Here is an 18746-nt window from a genome sequence, read left to right as displayed (position 1 = left end):
TATTTCTTTAATTGCGAAATTCAAAAATCATTAAAAAAAACGGTTCCTCAAAGCGCAATGAGAGAATTTTTACAATTGTTAATAACTCTCTTTTTTCAACCGTATATTTTTAGCTACATTTGTATTCGTAAGCCTTTTAGGCTGATAAAGTTATTAACAATTCAGTTTTCAGACGAACTTCGAAATCGTTTGAAATTTTAAGTTTCAGTAAAATAAAATTTGAATTACATGAAAAATATTCCAAGTGTAGATTTAGCCGATTTCCTATCAGACGATCCGAAACGCAAGCAAAAATTTATTGACGAAATAGGAAAAGCATACGAAGATATTGGCTTTGTAGCATTAAAAGGGCATTTTTTAAGCAATGCGTTGGTCGATAATCTTTATGAGGAAATCAAACAGTTTTTTGCCTTGCCTTTAGAAACGAAGAGCAAGTACGAAATTGAAGGTATTGGTGGACAGCGCGGTTACGTTTCGTTTGGAAAAGAAAGTGCCAAAGGTAGAAAAGTCGGTGATTTGAAAGAGTTTTGGCATTTTGGTCAGTATGTAGAAGACAATCCGAAATTAGAAGAAGAATATCCTGATAACGTTACGGTTGAAGAGTTGCCAAACTTTAATGAAGTTGGGAAAGAAACCTATAAAATGCTCGAAAAAACTGGAAAGTATGTATTACGTGCTTTAGCATTGTATTTAGGCTTGGATGAATTCTATTTTGACGATTATATCAAAAATGGAAACAGTATTTTACGTCCAATTCACTATCCACCAATTACGAGTGAACCAAAAGATGCGGTTCGTGCTGCAGCGCATGGCGATATCAACTTAATTACGTTGTTAATGGGCGCACACGGAAAAGGATTGCAAGTACAACGTCATGATGGCGAATGGCTGGATGCAATTGCTGAGCCAGACGAATTGGTCATTAATGTAGGCGATATGTTGTCGCGCCACAGTAATAACAAGCTAAAATCTACAATTCACCGCGTGGTGAATCCGCCAAGAGAATTGTGGGGAACATCCCGCTACTCTATTCCATTCTTTATGCACCCAATCAGTGAAATGCCGTTGGATTGCTTGGAAAACTGTATCGACGAAAACAATCCGAAACAATACGAAGACATTACTGCGGGCGAGTTTTTAAATCAGCGTTTGATTGAATTGGGATTGATTAAGAAGTAAGTTTATTTTAAAATTAGATAAATTTTCACAAGTAAGAAATTGTCTAAAAAGTATAACCCAGCGTCATTCTGAGCTTGACTCAGAATCTCATCACATGGATTTCCAACTGTTATGCGAAACCGAATCAAGTTCGGTTTGACGAAATCGGTACTTCTTAGACAATTTCTTATTTTTTCATGAAAAGAACATGATTTTTCATATATTCACTCGTTAATATAACATTCATGGGAAAGAAAAAAATGAACAGTTTGGAGGATTTAGGCGGATTTGTCTTTTCTACAAATGATGATTTTGAATTAGAAGAAGGAACAACTGAAGAAACATTATCGCCGGACGAACAATACTTGGAAGCACATTTTAGCAACAAAGGTCGCGGTGGAAAAGTAGTAACCGTAATCAAAGGTTTTGTTGGAACAGAAGACGATTTAAAAGATTTAGGAAAACTCTTGAAAGTAAAATGCGGTGTTGGCGGAAGCGTCAAAGATGGCGAAATCATCATTCAAGGGAATTTTAGAGATAAAGTCATCGAAATTCTTGAAAAAGAAAATTACAATGTAAAACGAGTTGGTGGATAAATGCTACACAAAACACTCCATATAGTTAATGGTGATAGCTTAACACCAAGACTCACAAAAATTGGTGTTGCAGACGACCAATTGGTGTGGCGCGAAATGTTGTGTGAAGGTAAAACGGTATATGATTTAAAAACGGATGCTTTTAAAGAGGCACGAATGGAGTATTTAAAGCAATTCATAGATACAGAACTAACATACGATGAATCGTTTTTAATTCCGTTACTCACCACAAATTTTTCCAAATACTCTACTATCGTTTTATGGTTTGAATACGATTTGTTTTGTCACATTAATATGTTGGCAGCACTCAGTCACATCAAACAACTTAAAATTTCAAGTAAAATCTATTTGGTGTGTAGTGGTTGGGTTGAAAATGAAACACAACTAAAAGGTTTGGGTGAACTTTCGGACGAACAGCTTCTAACGCATTATAAAAATAAAATACTGTTAACAGAAGCTGATATTGCACTGGCTGATACGTTATGGAAACTATACTGCTCTGACAATCATATTGATTTTAAAAACTACGTCACTACACGTTCTTCATTTCCATATTTAACCAATTGTATCAATGCACATTTAAAGCGTTTTCCAAACATCGCAAGCGGATTGAATGTGCTGGAAACTCACATTTTAAAAATCATTCGTCAAGAAGAAATAAAAAATACGCGTCAACTCACAGGATACATTCTCCAATATCAAGGATATTACGGATTTGGCGATTTACAAATAACGCATATTATTGACAAATTATCTCGCTTTTACGAAACCAAAAATGAGCGTTTAGACTTAAACAGAGAAGGTTTTTTAGCGGTAGATGAAATGCAAAACTTTTATGAAGAAGTATTGGATGAAACTATTTTTGGCAATTGTGAAAAATACAAATTCTGCTATCATCCATCAGAACAAATAGTAACAAAACATGAATAGAATAGCTGAGTCAGAACTCATTATAAATCCTGATGGAAGTATTTATCACCTTAATTTACTTCCTGAAGACATTGCGCCCATTATCATTACAGTTGGCGATCCTGATCGTGTAGATTCGGTAAGCAAGTATTTTGATACCGTTGAACTTAAAAAAGCGAAACGCGAGTTTGTGACGCACACAGGAACACTTCGCGGAAAGCGTATAACAGTGCTTTCTACGGGAATCGGAACAGATAATATTGACATTGTGTTTAATGAACTCGATGCGCTTGTGAATATTGATTTTGCTTCGCGAACGGTAAAAAAAGAGTTGACAAGCTTGGATATTGTCCGCATCGGAACTTCGGGTTCAATTCAAGAAAATATTCCTGTAGACAGCTTTGTCATTAGCGAATATGCAATCGGATTTGACAGTCTATTGCATTTTTACGACTGTGAACATGTATTGCAAACCGAATTTACAGAAGCATTCGTACAGCAAACCAATTGGTCTCCCAGAAAATCAGAACCGTATGTTGTGAAAGGAAATATGGAATTGATAGACAAATTATCCTCAGCGCAGACGACTTTAGGAATTACAGGTACAAATGTTGGCTTTTACGGTCCGCAAAGTCGTAAAGTTCGATTGCAAGTACAAGATGAACAACTGAATGAAAAACTAGCGACCTTCCATCACAATGGAAAAAAAATAACAAATCTCGAAATGGAAACTGCGGGAATTTACGGTTTGGCAAATCTATTAGGACATCGCGCACTTTCCATGAATGCGATTATTGCCAACAGACCTTTGGGAGAATTTAGTCAACAACCCAAACAAACCGTAGACCAACTGATACAATACACTTTAGACAAATTAGTATAAGAAAACTACATGAAAAAAATTAACATAGGAGGAGTTCCAGAACATTTCAATCTCGCGTGGTATTTAACCTTAAAAGAACGTGCGTACGAAAAAGAAGGTATTAGCTTGCGCTGGAAAGATTATCCAGAAGGAACAGGCGCTATGTGTAAAGCGCTTCGGAATGAAAAGATTGACATTGCTGTGATTCTTACGGAAGGAATTATTAAAGATATCATTGCTGGAAATCCGTCTAAAATTGTACAAACTTTTGTGGAATCGCCTTTAATTTGGGGAATTCACGTTGCTGCAGACGCACCCTACAATACGATTGACGATTTAAAAGGAACTAAAGCTGCTATTAGTCGTTTTGGCTCTGGTTCGCACCTAATGGCGTATGTAAACGCCGAAAATAATGGTTGGGACACGGACGATTTAGAGTTTGAAGTCATCAATAATTTAGAAGGCGCGATTGATGGTTTGAATAAAGGAAAAGGCGATTATTTTATGTGGGAACATTTCACCACAAAACCATTGGTTGATCAAGGAATTTTCAAACGTGTTGCGGACTGCCCTACTCCTTGGCCGTGTTTTGTCATCGCAGTACGAACAGAATTGTTAGAAAAAGATGAAGAAACGGTAAAGACCATTTTAAGCATCATCAACGAAATGACAGCGAAATTTAAAGATATTCCAAACATCGACGAAATGATTGCCTCACGCTACGAACAGCAATTGGAAGATGTACAAAAATGGTTGTCGTTAACCGAATGGAGTCAAGAAATCATAGACGAAAAAACGATTACTAAAGTACAAGACAAACTGTTAAGTTTGGATATCATTCCTCAAAAATGGAAATATAAAGACTTGACACATAAAGTAACGTGAGTTCGATATAACTATTTTATTATATATCTGATTATCAATATATTACACTCAATGTCAAATCGAGCATTATCGTAGATACCGAGCATAGCTCATGAGATTCCTTTGAAATTGTCAATTCTTAGTTGTTCTCGACTGCGCTCCTGAACTGACAATTAGTTATTTCTTAGTGAATTGTGAATTACATAGTGATTTCTTAAGTCGAACTCACATTAAAGTACTATAACAGTACTGAGCGACCGAAAGAGTCGCTCTTTTTTTACTTCACTTTCAAAAAAACAAAGACTTTAATCCGTTCCACACCCGTAAAAACACCTGTTTACGCAGAGGAAATTTCCCCTTTTTCAAAAGGGGTTTTGTGTCGATGAACGGTGTATTTCACCCTGTGAATTGACGTTAAAAGACGATTTTATGTAATTTAACGAAAATTTAAACGGGTAATCGATAAAATGTTTCATTTCAACTTTGCGATGGTACATTTGTATCAGAAAGTAAAAAGGGCAAAATGTTACTTTCTACCAATTAAACCAAAATTTATCAGATTATTAACATTACAATTACTACAATCATTATGAAAAAATCATTATTAGCAATCGCAGCAGCAGGATTATTATTAGCATCATGTGGATCGAACTGCATGGGAAAAGGTGTAAACTTCGCTGATACTGACGACGCAAAGGAAAACTACATTATGACAGCTACTGCTGAAGAAGCAAACTGCGTAGAAGTATACTAGTAAAAACTATCCAATTATAAATAATAAGGTTGTAACTTTTTGTTGCGACCTTTTTTTATGCTTTGAATTAAATGATTAAATGACTGAAAAATTGAATGATTCGATTATAAATCCTTTTGAAGCTTCATGGATTCCTGCCTTCGCAGGAATGACAGCAATAATAAATCAAGGAAGACGCTAAAGCACATTAAAAATCTAAGAGCGAAGCGATTCTAATAATCCAACAGCGACAGCGCATCTATGAGCGAAGCGAGTAAAAAAACTACCACCGAATTCCTTCAATACGCTTGCTAACCAAATAATCATTACAACGACTAAAATGTTTGTTATCAAACCAATATCCGCGATTGGCACTCAATGGCGATGGATGTCCAGAAGTTAACACATAATGCTTGCTTTTGTCCACCTTTGCTCCTTTTTTCTTTGCATATCCGCCCCAAAGGAGAAAAACAACATTCTCTTTTTTCTCAGAAATCACTTTAATCACAGCATCGGTAAACGTTTCCCAGCCTTTTCCCTGGTGACTTCCCGCTTGATGCGCTCGAACGGTCAACGTAGCATTGAGTAATAACACACCTTGTTTTGCCCAACGCTCTAAATTTCCACTGGTTGGCGTATCAACTCCAATATCACGTTTGATTTCTTTAAAAATATTTATGAGCGATGGCGGATGCGGAACACCGTCATTTACTGAAAAACATAAACCATTGGCTTGTCCCACACCATGATACGGATCTTGTCCAATAATCACCACTTTTAAGCGATGAAACGGACAATGATCAAATGCAGCAAAAATATCTTTGCCTTTTGGGAAACATTGGTGATTGGTATATTCCTCTTTTACAAAATTTATCAATTGTTGAAAATAGGGTTGTTCAAATTCGTCTTGTAAGTGAAATTTCCAGCTTTCTTCAATCTTTACATTCATAGTTTTTCTTTTGTCATCGTTGTAATCATCTCAAAAATCAACAATTTATATATTTCAAATTCCACATATAAATAAGTACCTTTGCAATCGTCTTTAAAAACAGACCTTAATTGAGACGCTTAGCTGTCCAAATGTACAATGATTAAAATACATTCCAAAACATTAGATGATTTAGAGTTTGAAACGGTTTTACAACAAGTTTCAGAACATGCCGTAACGGCGTACGGAAAACAGAAAATCAGCAATACCAAGCCTTTTCAGGATAAGGATATATTGTTGACGCATTTGTCGTATGTGAATGAATACTTAGCATCTTTTGAAAATGAAAACGTCATTCCGAATCATGGTTTTGATGGTATTTCGTTGGAAATTAAAATGTTAGCGATTGAAAACAGTTTCTTGGAAATTCAGGGATTTCGTAAAATTTCTGCGATTTCTAACACAGTTAATGTTTTAATTAAGTTTTTTAAGAAATTTCTAGAATACTATCCCACTTTACACAAACGCTCCGAACAGATTGAGTTTACCAAAGTATTAATTACCGAAATTGATAATGTTATCAATCGTTTTGGAGAAGTAAAAGATACAGCTTCGCCTGAATTGGCACGCATTCGACGTGGAATTTTAAGCATTCGTGGGAAAATAAATCAGAGTTTTTCTTCTGCCTTGAGCAGATATCATCAAGCAGATTATTTGGATGAAATTCGTGAAACAGTAGTTGATAATCGCAGAGTGTTGGCTGTAAAAGCTATGCATCGACGCAAAGTAAAAGGCGCGATCATGGGAAATTCTAAAACAGGTAGCATTGTGTATATTGAACCCGAAATCACGCTGCAATATTCACGAGAGCTTTCCAATTTAGAATATGAAGAAAAAGAAGAAGTTACGCGCATTTTAAAGGAATTGACAGATTTTACACGACCGTTTGCGCCGCTTTTACGTGATTATCAAGACTTTTTGAGCGATTTGGATGTAAGTTACTCCAAAGCAAAATATGCAGCTTCTATGAACGCTATTCTACCTGAAATTTCCGAGAAACGTGAGTTATTCTTGAAAGATGCGTACCATCCACTACTCTATTTGACGAACAAGGAGCGAAACGAAACTACCTATCCGCAAACTATTGAGTTGCGTCAAGGCAATAGAATTATTGTGATTTCTGGACCAAATGCTGGCGGAAAAAGTATCACGCTAAAAACCATTGGTTTGTTGCAGCTCATGTTGCAAAGTGGTATGTTAGTTCCGGTGCATGAACGTAGTAAAATGTGTTTGTTTGAGCGAATTTTGACAGATATTGGTGACGGGCAATCTATTGAAAATCATTTAAGTACATATAGTTATCGTTTAAAACAGATGAATTACTTCTTGAAAAAGTGTAATAACAAAACGCTGTTTTTAATTGACGAATTTGGTACAGGAAGTGATCCGGAATTGGGTGGCGCTTTGGCGGAAACGTTTTTGGAAGTCTTTTACGAACGTGAAGCTTTCGGAATCATTACGACGCATTACTCCAATTTGAAATTATTGGCAAATGAATTGCCGCATGCAACCAATGCCAATATGATGTTTGACAGCAAAACGCTGCAACCTGTTTACAGATTGGCGCTCGGACAAGCAGGAAGCTCGTTTACCTTTGAAGTTGCGCAGAAAAATGGTATTCCGTACAGTTTAATCAACAAAGCGAAAAAGAAGATTGAACGCGGAAAAGTACGTTTTGATGCTACCATTGCCAAACTTCAAAAGGAACGCAGCGAGATGGAGAAAACTTCAAAATTACTAAAAGAAGAAGAAATTAAAGCACGTGAAGAAAATCAACGATTGGACACGTTGAATACGAAAATGAAGTCCAAGTTGGAAAGTTACCAGCAATTGTACGATCATGATAAACGTATGATTTATTTGGGAAATAAAATCAACGAAATTGCAGAGCGCTATTTTGAAAACAAAAAGAAACGTCCGTTGATTTCAGAGTTTTTACGTATTGTAGAAACAGAAAACTCCAAGCGTAAAAAGCAATCTGCGAAAGAGAAAAAAGCACAAAAAGCCAAACAACAAGCGGCTAAAAAAGAAGTCATTCAAAAAGTAGCGGTGATTCGTGAAGAAAAGAAAATAGAGAAGAAAAAAGCAGCTAAAAAAGAAGCAGAAAAGCCAAGACCAATTTTAAAAATAGGTGATCGCGTTCGCATGCCCGATGGAAAAGCAGTCGGAACTATTGACAGTATTGAAAAAGGGAAAGCTGTGGTCAACTACGGACTATTTACAACTACCATTTCAGTAGACCAGCTGGAATTGGTGGAAGCGGCTAAGTAGAGTTGCTGGTTAAAATATTTTTCTTTTAACTAATTCAAAATTATCATTCACGCATTCAGTTGCCCTTCATACTAACTAGCTCTTTTTTAGCGTTATTCCATTAGGTAAATTTATCTCAAAACAGCTAACTATGAAGTATTTTTTCATCATTCTTTTTACGCTAAGCATTGGCCTTTTCTCAAAAGCAATCTCACAAGAAAAACTCCAACAATCTTTATACAGAATAATTGACAATAACGTTTGGGGATATATGGATGGTGACGGAAAGGTAGTCATACAACCTCAATTCACGCAGGCAGGTTATTTCATAAACGGTTTGGCACTTGTTGCAAAAAACGGAAGATTCGGATTTATAAACACCAAAGGAGAAATGGTTATTCCTGCAACGTATGATACTGGTTCGCGCTTTTTTAATGGTATTGCGAGAATGTATCGCGATGGAAAACCTTATTTTATCAATACCAAAGGTGAAGTACTTTTTAATCACGATTTTCAACAAATCAATTTGTTTTCAGAAAAAGGTTTTTCTGTAGTAACGGGAAAAGATGGTAAAAAAGGACTCATTAATCGTCAAGGAAATATCATTTTAGAGCCAATCTACAATTCTATTATTTTCTTTGATAAAGAAGAAATTGCTATTGTGGAAAAAGGACGAAGAAGTTATGGAGTTATTGACACAAACGGTAACATTGTAGTTCCTCTTGATAAATTTGACAGAATTAATTATTTCATAAATGGATTCGCTTTTGTAGAGTTTTCTACAGATGACGAAGACGACGCGAATGACTTTGATGGTTTTATTGATACCTCTGGAAATGTTGTTTTAAAAATTAAGAATCAGCCATGGAAATTTGAGTATGATGAAGAATATTTCTCTGAAAATATAGGTGTGGTTGATTTTTTTAAGAAAAATCCTGATAGCATTAGCGATTGGCAAGAAAGAAAAAACAATTCATACAAAGGAATTATCGACACCAAAGGAACTATTATCAAAAAAGATACTTCATGGGCAGAAATGTCTAGCTACAGTAAAGAGCGCGCTTTCGTTAAAAATAGAACTACCAAAAATTTTCGACTGATAGATACGAAAGGAAATTATGTTGGTACTAATACGTTTGACGAATTTGCACCTAACTTTTATGATGAAAAACCTGAAAACTTCTTCAATACTAACGAAGTTTATGTTGCGCTTGATGATGCTTGGGGAATGATCGATAGAAATGGTGAATATACCGTGCCACTAACTAACCTTACTGAAGAATACGACAGTTTTCAACAAGTTGGTAAATATTTAGTGTATCGAATTGAAGATGAAAACAGCTATCGTTATGGGTTTTGTAATTTAAAAACTAACGTGATTGTTCCTGCAAAGTTTTCTGGGATAAATCTAGATACAGTATACGACGACTTAATTCATGTACAACAGAACGATGTCATGATGTATTTGAATCAACAAGGAGAAGTTGTTTGGCAAGAAAAAGAATCCAACTCAGATGTATTAAAGCCATTCAATATTTTAGCCATGAACCGTGGTTATTTTTATGCATCTTCGCCTTCAGTTGACGAATTAAACGGTTTAGGAGGTTGGGGAGGTTCTGATAATTCATTTCAAAAAATAGAAAAAAAGCAACAATTCCCAGAGAATGCATTTGGAATTTCTATTGATACGGAAGCTATCGTTCCGTATTATAAAGAATATAAAGGACATAAGGTTTATGTGTACAATGCAACGAAAGATTCTATTTTCTTTGATGCACAAGACAGTCGTTTGTATATGAATGTACAAGCAAAAGATGAAAATGGTTTGTGGAAAGATATTGAATATACTCCTAATAGCTGGTGCGGCAATAGTTATCACAGTTTATTTTTGGCCAAAAAATCATTTTGGGAATTCACCATTCCGAAATATGAAGGTGCCATTCCAACGAAATTACGTATAAAACTCTTGTATAAAACCAATCACAACGATAGAGAAGATAAAATAGTATACAGTGAAGAATTTGACGGAAGTGTCAATCCTGCACAATTTTGGTATAAAGGAGAATATACGCCAAGCGGCATCATGGATCCGTATTATGATTAATCACGAAATCTTTAAACCGTTTGGGATTTTGGTAGAAGGTTCCATTAAAATGACATCATCGCCATCCACTGCGCCCATAACCAAACATTCGGAGAAAAAATTTGCGATTTGTTTTTTAGGAAAATTGACAACTGCCATGATCTGTTTGCCAATGAGTTCTTCTTTTGTATAACGTTTCGTGATTTGCGCAGATGATTTTCGAATTCCGATTTCCTCGCCAAAGTCAATGGTGAGTTGATACGCTGGTTTTCTGGCTTTTGGAAAATTATTGGCTTCAATAATCGTCCCGATGCGCATGTCTACTTTTTCAAATTCACTCCAAGTTAAATCTCCCATTGTATTTTTTTGAGTAAATTTATGCTTTAAAAAACAATAAATCAAATGGCACTTACTCCATCCAACATGCTTTCGCTTGGCACAAAAGCTCCCGATTTTTCTTTACAAGACACTGTTTCAGCTAACATCCTTTCTTTACATGAATTAAAAGGAGAAAACGGCACCGTTATTATGTTTATTTGCAATCATTGTCCGTTTGTAAAGCATGTGAATCAAGGAATGGTAGAATTGGCAAAGGATTATCAGTCGAAAGGCATTGGTTTTGTGGCAATTTCTAGCAATGATGTGGAAAATTATCCCGCGGATGCGCCACATTTAATGAAAGAAAACGCAAAAAAAGAAGGATTTACGTTTCCTTATTTATATGACAAAACGCAAGAAATAGCCAAAGCGTATGACGCAGCATGTACGCCCGATTTTTATATTTTTGATGGAGATTTAAAATTAATTTATCGCGGACAATTAGACGATTCAAGACCAAATAACGGAATTCCCGTAACAGGAAGCGACATGCGAAACGCGCTAGATGCTTTATTAAATGGAGAACAACTTCCTGCGCATCAAAAACCGAGTATTGGTTGTAATATTAAGTGGTTTAAGGTTTAAGGAAAATCGTAAATCGTAAATCGTAAATCTAAAATAAAAAAGATTCGTTTTATCATAGAAATCACGTTAACTTATAACCAGCCTTTTCGAATTATGAGTTGTTCTATATGCGCATAATGATGATTGCAATGCCACGCGTAGATTCCGATATTTTCTTTGAGTGATACTTTTTCATTTCCTTCTGGATGAATAAACACTTTTTCTAACTCTTCACTAGAAAGTCCTTTCAAGAAATACACCCATTTTGCATGCAATGCTTTTAAAGTATCTAACGAGAGTTGAATTGGAGCAGTTTTGCTATCAAACAATTCTGCCCAGCGATCTTCATAATATGCTTTGATAACAGGTTGATGCTCTGTTAAAGCCCATTTGAAACGCGTATAACTATTGTGATGACTGTCTGCAACATGATGAATCACTTGTCGGATTGTCCAACCGTCGGGACGATACTTAGTATTTAATTGTTCTTCTGAAAGATTTTCAACAAGATTATGTAATCGTTTCGGAAATGCTTCTAACGTAGAAATCCAATCTGAAATATGTTGTTGCGAAATAGCTTTTGGAATTTGTGGTTTCCCGATAGGATATTTTAGCTGTTCTATGTCCATTATATATAGGTATAAAAAAAACGCTCTGAAATTTTCAGAGCGTTTGTATCATTTTATTTGATATCCATCAATTCTACATCGAACATAAGCGTTGCGTTTGGTGGAATCACGCCGCCAGCGCCTCTTGCTCCATAGCCTAAATGTGGTGGAATTACGAATCGTGCCTTATCGCCTACTTTCAATAAAGCGATTCCTTCATCCCAACCTGGAATTACATTTCCTTGTCCTAATGGAAAATCGATTGGTTCATTTCTTTTATAGGAAGAATCAAAAACGCCACCATCAGGAAACATACCTTTATAATGTACAAAAACTGTTTTTCCAGCTTCTGCTTTTGGTCCGTTTCCTTCTTGAATGATTTTATAGCGCAAACCACTTTCCGTTTTATCAAAACCTGTTGCAATTTCTTCTAATTCTTTTTCAGCTTTTTCTTTGGCTGCTTTCTCTCTTTCTGCTTTCGCTCCGTTAAATACTCTAAATGCTTCTACGGCATTAAAGTTTTCAGCATCTGCTCCTTCACGAATAATTTCTAATTTTTCAATTTTATCACCTTGTGCAATTGCATCAACTACTTCTTGTCCTGCAGCCACATGTCCAAAAACCGTGTGTTTTCCATCTAACCAAGGAGTTGGTACGTGTGTGATAAAGAATTGACTTCCGTTAGTGCCTGGTCCAGCATTTGCCATAGAAAGTACTCCTGGTGCATCGTGTTTTAACTCTGGGTGAATTTCGTCATCAAAGTTATATCCAGGACTTCCAGTTCCAGTTCCTAAAGGGCAACCACCTTGAATCATAAAATCAGGAATTACTCTATGAAATTTGAGTCCATCATAATACGGTTTTCCTTGAGGTTTGGCTTTGTTTTCTAAATTTCCTTCGGCTAGCGCTACGAAGTTCCCTACTGTTCCGGGTGTTTTTTGATACGTTAAGCTTACTAGAATTTCTCCCTTACTTGTATAAAATTTTGCGTATAATCCGTCTTCCATTTGTATATTTTTAATTAACATTGCGAAGATACGCATCCTAAAACAATTAGAAAAAGCACAAGCTTAAATATTCATCTCTCAAATCGTATTGTTTTCCCGTATTTCTTTTACTGAAAAACCATATCGCATAAAAAAAATAAGATGCTAACTTGATTTTCGAAATCAAGTTAGAAAACTGTTTAATTTAAACTATTGATAATCAGCTGTTTATCTTGATTTTAGGTTCTAAAAAAAGTAAAAAAATGATTGAATTAGAGTTTCGATTAGAATTTTGTAAGAATTTCCAAAACGAACTTGCATTATAATCAGTTTTTTTTTTATTAATAAATTTTAAACAAGAAAAATATTACGGTATTCGCTTAAAATTTATTCATAAAAGAACCGAAACTAATTTTAGGAAAAAATGATAACCAAATAGAACTAGTAACTTAATTAAAATTAAAAGAGATGAAAAAAGTATTCGGATTATTCGCATTATTAGTAGTAGTAAATTTAGGATTTATAGCCTGTGAGCCAAACAGTACAACAGACGCAGGTGACGATAATGTGTTTGAAGATGTAACAGGAACGGGGAACGAAGAAGAAGTAAAAGATGATGGAGGAAGCAGTGAAGGATAAAAAGTTTACCCCTAAAAAATATAAAACCTTAATCTTTATAATGATTAGGGTTTTTTTTTACAAAAAAATCAGATAATTTTGTTACATGTACAATTTCAATCTTGCAAAAAAAAAATATAGTATCATACTATTTCTTCTCTTTCTTTGCCATATTTCAAATGGACAAGAACAATCTGTTGAAAAATTTGAGTATGTTGTATCTTTAATTGATTCATCTGAAAAGATAAAAGAAGGTAAAAAGGAATTATTACTGAAAGCCTTTGCTGAAAGTGATTATATAACCAATGATTCCCTACACAATGAAGCAATTTATAAGTTGTCAACTTCTTTTTTTAGCCTCAGAGATTCCTTCAACTTCAAAAAAATAAATAAGATTGGCATCAAGCTTTCTGAAGATCTTAAAGATACCGCTACTTTAGCAAATCACTATTGGGATTTAGGAGCTTTTTACAAAAGGCATCAACAGGTAGATAGTGCTTATATATCTTATGATATTTCTCAAAAACTTCATAAAAAAATTGGTAAAAGTAGTATTGCTGGGCGATTGCTTCTGAGAATGGCAAGAATTGAAAAAGATGTAAAAGATTATACCGGAAGTGAAATTACAACAACTAATGCCATTAAAATTTTTGAGCCTTTAAATGATTACAAAAATCTATACAATTGCTATAATAATCTTGGTATTGTTTTCAATAATCTTGAAGAGTACGGAAAAGCTATTAAATATCATCATGACGCTTTAGGGATTTTATCAGAAATAGAAGATCATAACAATGATATTAAAAAAGCAATTTCTTTAAATAATATAGGTATTGTTTATCAAAACTTAAATAACCATGAAGAGGCTATAAATATTTATAATGAAGCTCTTAAAAATGATAGTTTGCCTATAAAAAACATACGATTGTATGCAACGCTTATTGATAATTTAGCATATTCAAAGTTTAAATTAAATGACTTTAAGGACTTGCCTGATTTGTTCTACAAAGCATTACATATAAGAGATAGCTTGGACACTCCTGCAGGAATTGTTATTAACAAACTTCACTTATCTGAATATTATTGGAAATTAAATGATACGTTGAAGAGTTATCAATATGCGATTGAAGGAAGAAATTTAGCAAAGAAAGTTGAGTCAAACGACCATCTTCTGGATTTGTATAAATTATTATCTGAAATTGAACCTAAAAATGCATCAGAACATTTAAGATCTTATATTAGATTGACTGATAGTTTAACTAAAGTAGAGCGCTCCACGCGAGATAAATTTACAAGAATTAAATTTGAAACAGATCAATATATTACTAAGAATAAAAAATTAAGCGATCAAATTAATTGGATTGTAGCAATTTCTACAATAATCATCTTTTTTGCATTTTTAATTTACATCATCACGCAACAGCGAACACGCAATAAAGAACTCGAAATGGAACAGCAACAACAGCGTGCCAATGAAGAGATTTATAACCTGATGATTGACCAACAAGATAAGATTGAAGAAGGTAGAAAACGTGAAAAAGAACGAATTTCATTAGAATTACACGACGGAATTTTAGGAAGATTGTTTGGTACGCGCTTGAGCTTGGGAAGTTTGAATGCAAAAAATGATGACGATTCCAAAAAAATCCGCCAACAGTATATCAATGAATTGCAAAGCATTGAGGAAGAAGTACGAAATATTTCACACGAACTTGGCTTGGATAATTTCGATAAATCGACGAGTTATAGTACAATGATTACAAATCTTTTGGAAGAACAGTCGAAAATAACTAACTTTAAATATCAAATTGAAGACGACGACAGAATTGTTTGGACAGACATTCCAGGGCACATAAAGATTAATATTTATCGTATTATTCAGGAATCTATCCAAAATATAAATAAATATGCGCAAGCAGAAAACGTAATACTAGATTTTAAGAAGAATGACAATCGAATTATACTTACAATCAAAGATGATGGTGTTGGCTTTGATCAAGATAAACGCAGTAGCGGTATCGGATTGAAAAACATGAAATCGAGAGTCGCTTTACTTCATGGACAATTTACTATAAATTCTATTCCAGGTAAAGGAACTTCTATTAGTGTTGACGTTCCAATGACATAAAACGAACTTAACCTTACCAAATGAACAAAGATATTAAAGTACTTATTGTAGATGATCACCCAATGATTATTGAAGGATATAAAAATGCTCTTTTGGGTATTAATTCCGATGAAATGACATTGCGTATTGATACTTCTGACAGTTGTGATGGCGCGTATGCGAAAATTAAAAATGCTTCCACGGGCACTCCGTATGATGTGATTTTTTTAGATATTAAACTACCACCTTCAAGTGACGGGAAAATTATTTCTGGGGAAGATTTAGGTATTAAAGTAAAAGAATTATTGCCTGATACAAAAGTGGTGATTCTAACCATGTTTAATAACAATTTTAGAATTCATAATATTCTTAAAAACATCAATCCTGATGGCTTTTTAGTGAAAAGTGACGTGACTTCCGACGAGTTGATGCGTGCTTTTCAAGTCGTACTGACCGATCCTCCGTATTACAGTCATACAGTAACAAAATTGTTACGTACGCGAATTATTAATGAAGTGGTGTTAGATGATATTGATAGAAACATCCTTTTCCACCTATCTAAAGGAATCAAAACGAAAAACTTAACAGAGTACATTCCGCTATCGTTAGCCGCGATAGAAAAGCGCAAACGTCACTTAAAAGAAGTATTTGACGTGGAGAAAAAAGGAGACGAATCCTTGCTAGAACAAGCTAGAAATACAGGATTTTTATAGAAATTTATTGCATATAAAAAGCTGTTTTAAATCTTTTAAAACAGCTTTTTATATAAGTTGAATAGGTACTACTTAATTCGCAACTTCACTGATAAATTTGATGCGATACAAACGCAATTCTTCATCGTCATAATCGCCGTCAAACTCTTCCATCGCTTCAGAAATTTTGTCCGTTTCAGACTCTAAGAAATATTCGTGAATTTCCTCTTGTTGATCTTCATCTAAAATTTCGTCTATCCAATAGTTGATATTCAATTTTGTACCACTATACACAATTTGCTCCATTTCCTTAATAAAATCAGGCATTTCCAAGCCTTTTGCAGAAGCAATATCATCCAATGGTAACTTTCTATCTACACTTTGAATTATGTATAATTTCAATCCAGAATTGACTCCTGTACTTTTTACCACCAAATCATCAGGACGTGTAATGTCGTTTTCGTCTACGTATTTTTTGATGAATTCGATAAAGTCTTTTCCGTATTTTTTTGCCTTTCCATCGCCAACTCCATGAATATTTTTCATTTCTTGAATCGAAATCGGATATTTGAGCGCCATATCTTCCAAAGAAGGATCTTGAAAGACTACAAATGGCGGAACACCTAATTTTTTCGCCACTTTTTTGCGCAAATCCTTCAACATATTCATCAATTGTTTATCCGCAACAGCATCACTTCCTTTGGAAGCTGTAATAATATTTCCATCATTTGCATCACCAAAATCATGATCTTCCGTCATCATGAATGATTCAGGAGATTTTAAAAATGCCAATCCGTCATCGGTGAGCTTAATCACGCCGTACGACTCAATATCTTTGCGTAACAAACCAGCGACTAATGTTTGACGAATCAACGCCATCCAGTATTTATTGTCATGCGATTTTCCACTTCCAAAAAACGGTTGAGAGTGTGTTTTGTGCGACTTAATCAACGCGTTTTCTTTTCCAATCAAAATATTAACAATATTCTTTGCCTTATACGTTTGTTTGGTTTCGTTAACAATGCGCAACAATTTCGAAACTTGGTCTTTGGCTTCTACTTTTTTCTTCGGATTGCGAACATTGTCGTCCATATCGGCTCCTTCTCCATCATCAGGAAATTCTTCTCCAAAATAATGCAAAATAAATTTTCTACGCGAAATAGACGTTTCTGCATACGCTACAACTTCTTGTAACAACGCGTGACCGATTTCCTGTTCTGCCACAGGTTTTCCAGCCATAAACTTTTCAAGCTTTTCAATGTCTTTATACGAATAAAAAGCCAAACAATGTCCTTCTCCTCCATCACGACCTGCTCTTCCTGTTTCTTGATAATAACTTTCAATACTTTTCGGAATATCATGATGAATCACAAAGCGAACATCAGGTTTGTCAATTCCCATACCAAACGCAATCGTAGCCACTACCACATCACAATCTTCCATCAAAAACATATCTTGATGCTTTGCTCTTGTTTTCGGATCTAAACCTGCGTGATACGGAACTGCGTTGATTCCGTTGACTTGAAGTACTTGTGCCAGTTCTTCTACTCGTTTTCTACTCAAACAATACACAATACCACTTTTTCCTTGGTTTTGCTTGATGAATTTAATGATATCAACATCAACATCTTTTGTTTTTGGACGAACTTCGTAGAATAAATTAGGTCTGTTAAACGACGCTTTAAACGTGTTTGCGTCTGTCATTCCTAAGTTTTTCAAGATGTCTTCTTGCACTTTGGGTGTTGCCGTAGCTGTTAACCCAATAATAGGAATGTCGTCGCCAATTTTTTTAATAATACTTTTTAGATTTCTATATTCGGGGCGAAAATCGTGTCCCCATTCTGAAATACAATGTGCTTCATCAACCGCCATAAATGATATTTCTACTGTTCGTAGAAAATCTACATTTTCTTCTTTGGTTAATGATTCTGGAGCTACATACAATAATTTTGTAATTCCATTGGTAATGTCTTCTTTCACTTGTCGTATCTCCGCTTTGGTAAGCGAAGAATTCAACACATGCGCAATTCCATCTTGAGAAGATATTCCGCGCAAGGCATCTACTTGGTTCTTCATTAAGGCAATTAGGGGAGAAACAACAATCGCAGTTCCCTCTTTCATCAAAGCTGGCAATTGGTAACATAAAGATTTACCGCCACCAGTAGGCATGATAACAAAGGTATTTTGATTGCTAATGATGCTTTTAATAACTTCTTCCTGTAGTCCTTTGAATTGACCGAACCCGAAGTGCTTCTTTAGTTCCTTGTATAAGTCAATTTCTACTAAACTCATTCTATCGTTTTACTATTTTATATACATTTGCATTCACTAAAGATACTATTTTCTTTAG

17 protein-coding genes are annotated in these 18746 nt (G+C 34.8%); 12 read left to right on the top strand and 5 right to left on the bottom strand.

Translation table 11 applies throughout. From position 1 onward, the window contains the following. Window positions 1-228: 228 nt before the first annotated feature. From C8N46_RS09605 to C8N46_RS20450, 6 genes are all read left to right on the top strand, one after another. Window positions 229-1179, top strand: a complete 951-nt coding sequence (locus tag C8N46_RS09605) for an isopenicillin N synthase family dioxygenase (protein WP_108114683.1) — start codon at window positions 229-231, stop codon at window positions 1177-1179. 224 nt (window positions 1180-1403) lie between these two features. Next, window positions 1404-1754 carry a translation initiation factor gene (locus C8N46_RS09600; RefSeq protein WP_108114682.1) on the top strand — a complete coding sequence of 117 codons (351 nt, stop codon included), beginning with the start codon at window positions 1404-1406 and terminating at the stop codon, window positions 1752-1754. Beyond that, a complete protein-coding gene (locus C8N46_RS09595; protein WP_108114681.1) occupies window positions 1755-2684 on the top strand; it encodes a DUF1835 domain-containing protein in 930 nt (309 codons plus the stop codon). It begins immediately after the preceding gene. Beyond that, complete coding sequence (locus C8N46_RS09590; protein ID WP_108114680.1) at window positions 2677-3546, top strand: nucleoside phosphorylase; 870 nt, start codon at window positions 2677-2679, stop codon at window positions 3544-3546. Before C8N46_RS09595 ends, C8N46_RS09590 begins: the two co-directional genes overlap by 8 nt. A gap of 9 nt (window positions 3547-3555) precedes the next feature. Further along, window positions 3556-4410, top strand: a complete 855-nt coding sequence (locus C8N46_RS09585) for a substrate-binding domain-containing protein (RefSeq protein WP_108114679.1) — start codon at window positions 3556-3558, stop codon at window positions 4408-4410. A gap of 568 nt (window positions 4411-4978) precedes the next feature. Further along, on the top strand, window positions 4979-5143 hold the full coding sequence (locus tag C8N46_RS20450; RefSeq protein WP_158269125.1) for a hypothetical protein: 165 nt from the start codon (window positions 4979-4981) through the stop codon (window positions 5141-5143). Between the two features lie 262 nt (window positions 5144-5405). Here C8N46_RS20450 and C8N46_RS09580 read toward each other — a convergent pair whose 3' ends face one another. Beyond that, on the bottom strand, window positions 5406-6071 hold the full coding sequence (locus tag C8N46_RS09580) for a uracil-DNA glycosylase (protein WP_108114678.1): 666 nt from the start codon (window positions 6069-6071) through the stop codon (window positions 5406-5408). Window positions 6072-6209: 138 nt separating this feature from the next. On the opposite strand from C8N46_RS09580, the gene C8N46_RS09575 reads away from it, so the two are divergent. Beyond that, a complete protein-coding gene (locus C8N46_RS09575) occupies window positions 6210-8381 on the top strand; it encodes an endonuclease MutS2 (protein WP_108114677.1) in 2172 nt (723 codons plus the stop codon). Window positions 8382-8511: 130 nt separating this feature from the next. Then, a complete protein-coding gene (locus C8N46_RS09570; protein WP_108114676.1) occupies window positions 8512-10464 on the top strand; it encodes a WG repeat-containing protein in 1953 nt (650 codons plus the stop codon). On the opposite strand, the gene C8N46_RS09565 is transcribed toward C8N46_RS09570, so the two are convergent. Further along, window positions 10465-10800, bottom strand: coding sequence for a tRNA-binding protein (locus C8N46_RS09565; RefSeq protein WP_108114675.1), 336 nt, complete (start codon window positions 10798-10800; stop codon window positions 10465-10467). A 45-nt stretch (window positions 10801-10845) separates the two neighbouring features. On the opposite strand from C8N46_RS09565, the gene C8N46_RS09560 reads away from it, so the two are divergent. Then, window positions 10846-11406 carry a thioredoxin family protein gene (locus C8N46_RS09560; RefSeq protein WP_108114674.1) on the top strand — a complete coding sequence of 187 codons (561 nt, stop codon included), beginning with the start codon at window positions 10846-10848 and terminating at the stop codon, window positions 11404-11406. Between the two features lie 71 nt (window positions 11407-11477). Here the strand turns inward: C8N46_RS09560 and C8N46_RS09555 are convergent, their stop codons facing one another. Together C8N46_RS09555 and C8N46_RS09550 are read right to left on the bottom strand one after the other, a co-directional pair. Continuing rightward, complete coding sequence (locus C8N46_RS09555) at window positions 11478-12014, bottom strand: YfiT family bacillithiol transferase (RefSeq protein WP_108114673.1); 537 nt, start codon at window positions 12012-12014, stop codon at window positions 11478-11480. A gap of 53 nt (window positions 12015-12067) precedes the next feature. Next, complete coding sequence (locus C8N46_RS09550; RefSeq protein WP_108114965.1) at window positions 12068-13000, bottom strand: peptidylprolyl isomerase; 933 nt, start codon at window positions 12998-13000, stop codon at window positions 12068-12070. A 447-nt stretch (window positions 13001-13447) separates the two neighbouring features. Here C8N46_RS09550 and C8N46_RS20445 point away from each other — a divergent pair, with 447 nt between their 5' ends. The 3 genes from C8N46_RS20445 (at window position 13448) to C8N46_RS09540 (ending at window position 16417) form a co-directional block, all read left to right on the top strand. Beyond that, window positions 13448-13618, top strand: coding sequence for a hypothetical protein (locus tag C8N46_RS20445; RefSeq protein WP_158269124.1), 171 nt, complete (start codon window positions 13448-13450; stop codon window positions 13616-13618). An 85-nt stretch (window positions 13619-13703) separates the two neighbouring features. After that, complete coding sequence (locus tag C8N46_RS09545; RefSeq protein ID WP_108114672.1) at window positions 13704-15725, top strand: tetratricopeptide repeat-containing sensor histidine kinase; 2022 nt, start codon at window positions 13704-13706, stop codon at window positions 15723-15725. Between the two features lie 20 nt (window positions 15726-15745). Next, on the top strand, window positions 15746-16417 hold the full coding sequence (locus C8N46_RS09540) for a response regulator (protein ID WP_108114671.1): 672 nt from the start codon (window positions 15746-15748) through the stop codon (window positions 16415-16417). Window positions 16418-16489: 72 nt separating this feature from the next. Here the strand turns inward: C8N46_RS09540 and recQ are convergent, their stop codons facing one another. Further along, window positions 16490-18688 (bottom strand): DNA helicase RecQ, encoded by a 2199-nt coding sequence (gene recQ, locus C8N46_RS09535; RefSeq protein ID WP_108114670.1) that lies wholly within the window; start codon window positions 18686-18688, stop codon window positions 16490-16492. Window positions 18689-18746: the final 58 nt, after the last annotated feature.

This window comes from Kordia periserrulae (assembly GCF_003054265.1).
Taxonomy (GTDB): domain Bacteria; phylum Bacteroidota; class Bacteroidia; order Flavobacteriales; family Flavobacteriaceae; genus Kordia; species Kordia periserrulae.
The sequence above is the reverse complement of the archived record's forward strand: the minus strand, read 5'-3'. Positions and strand labels throughout refer to the sequence as shown.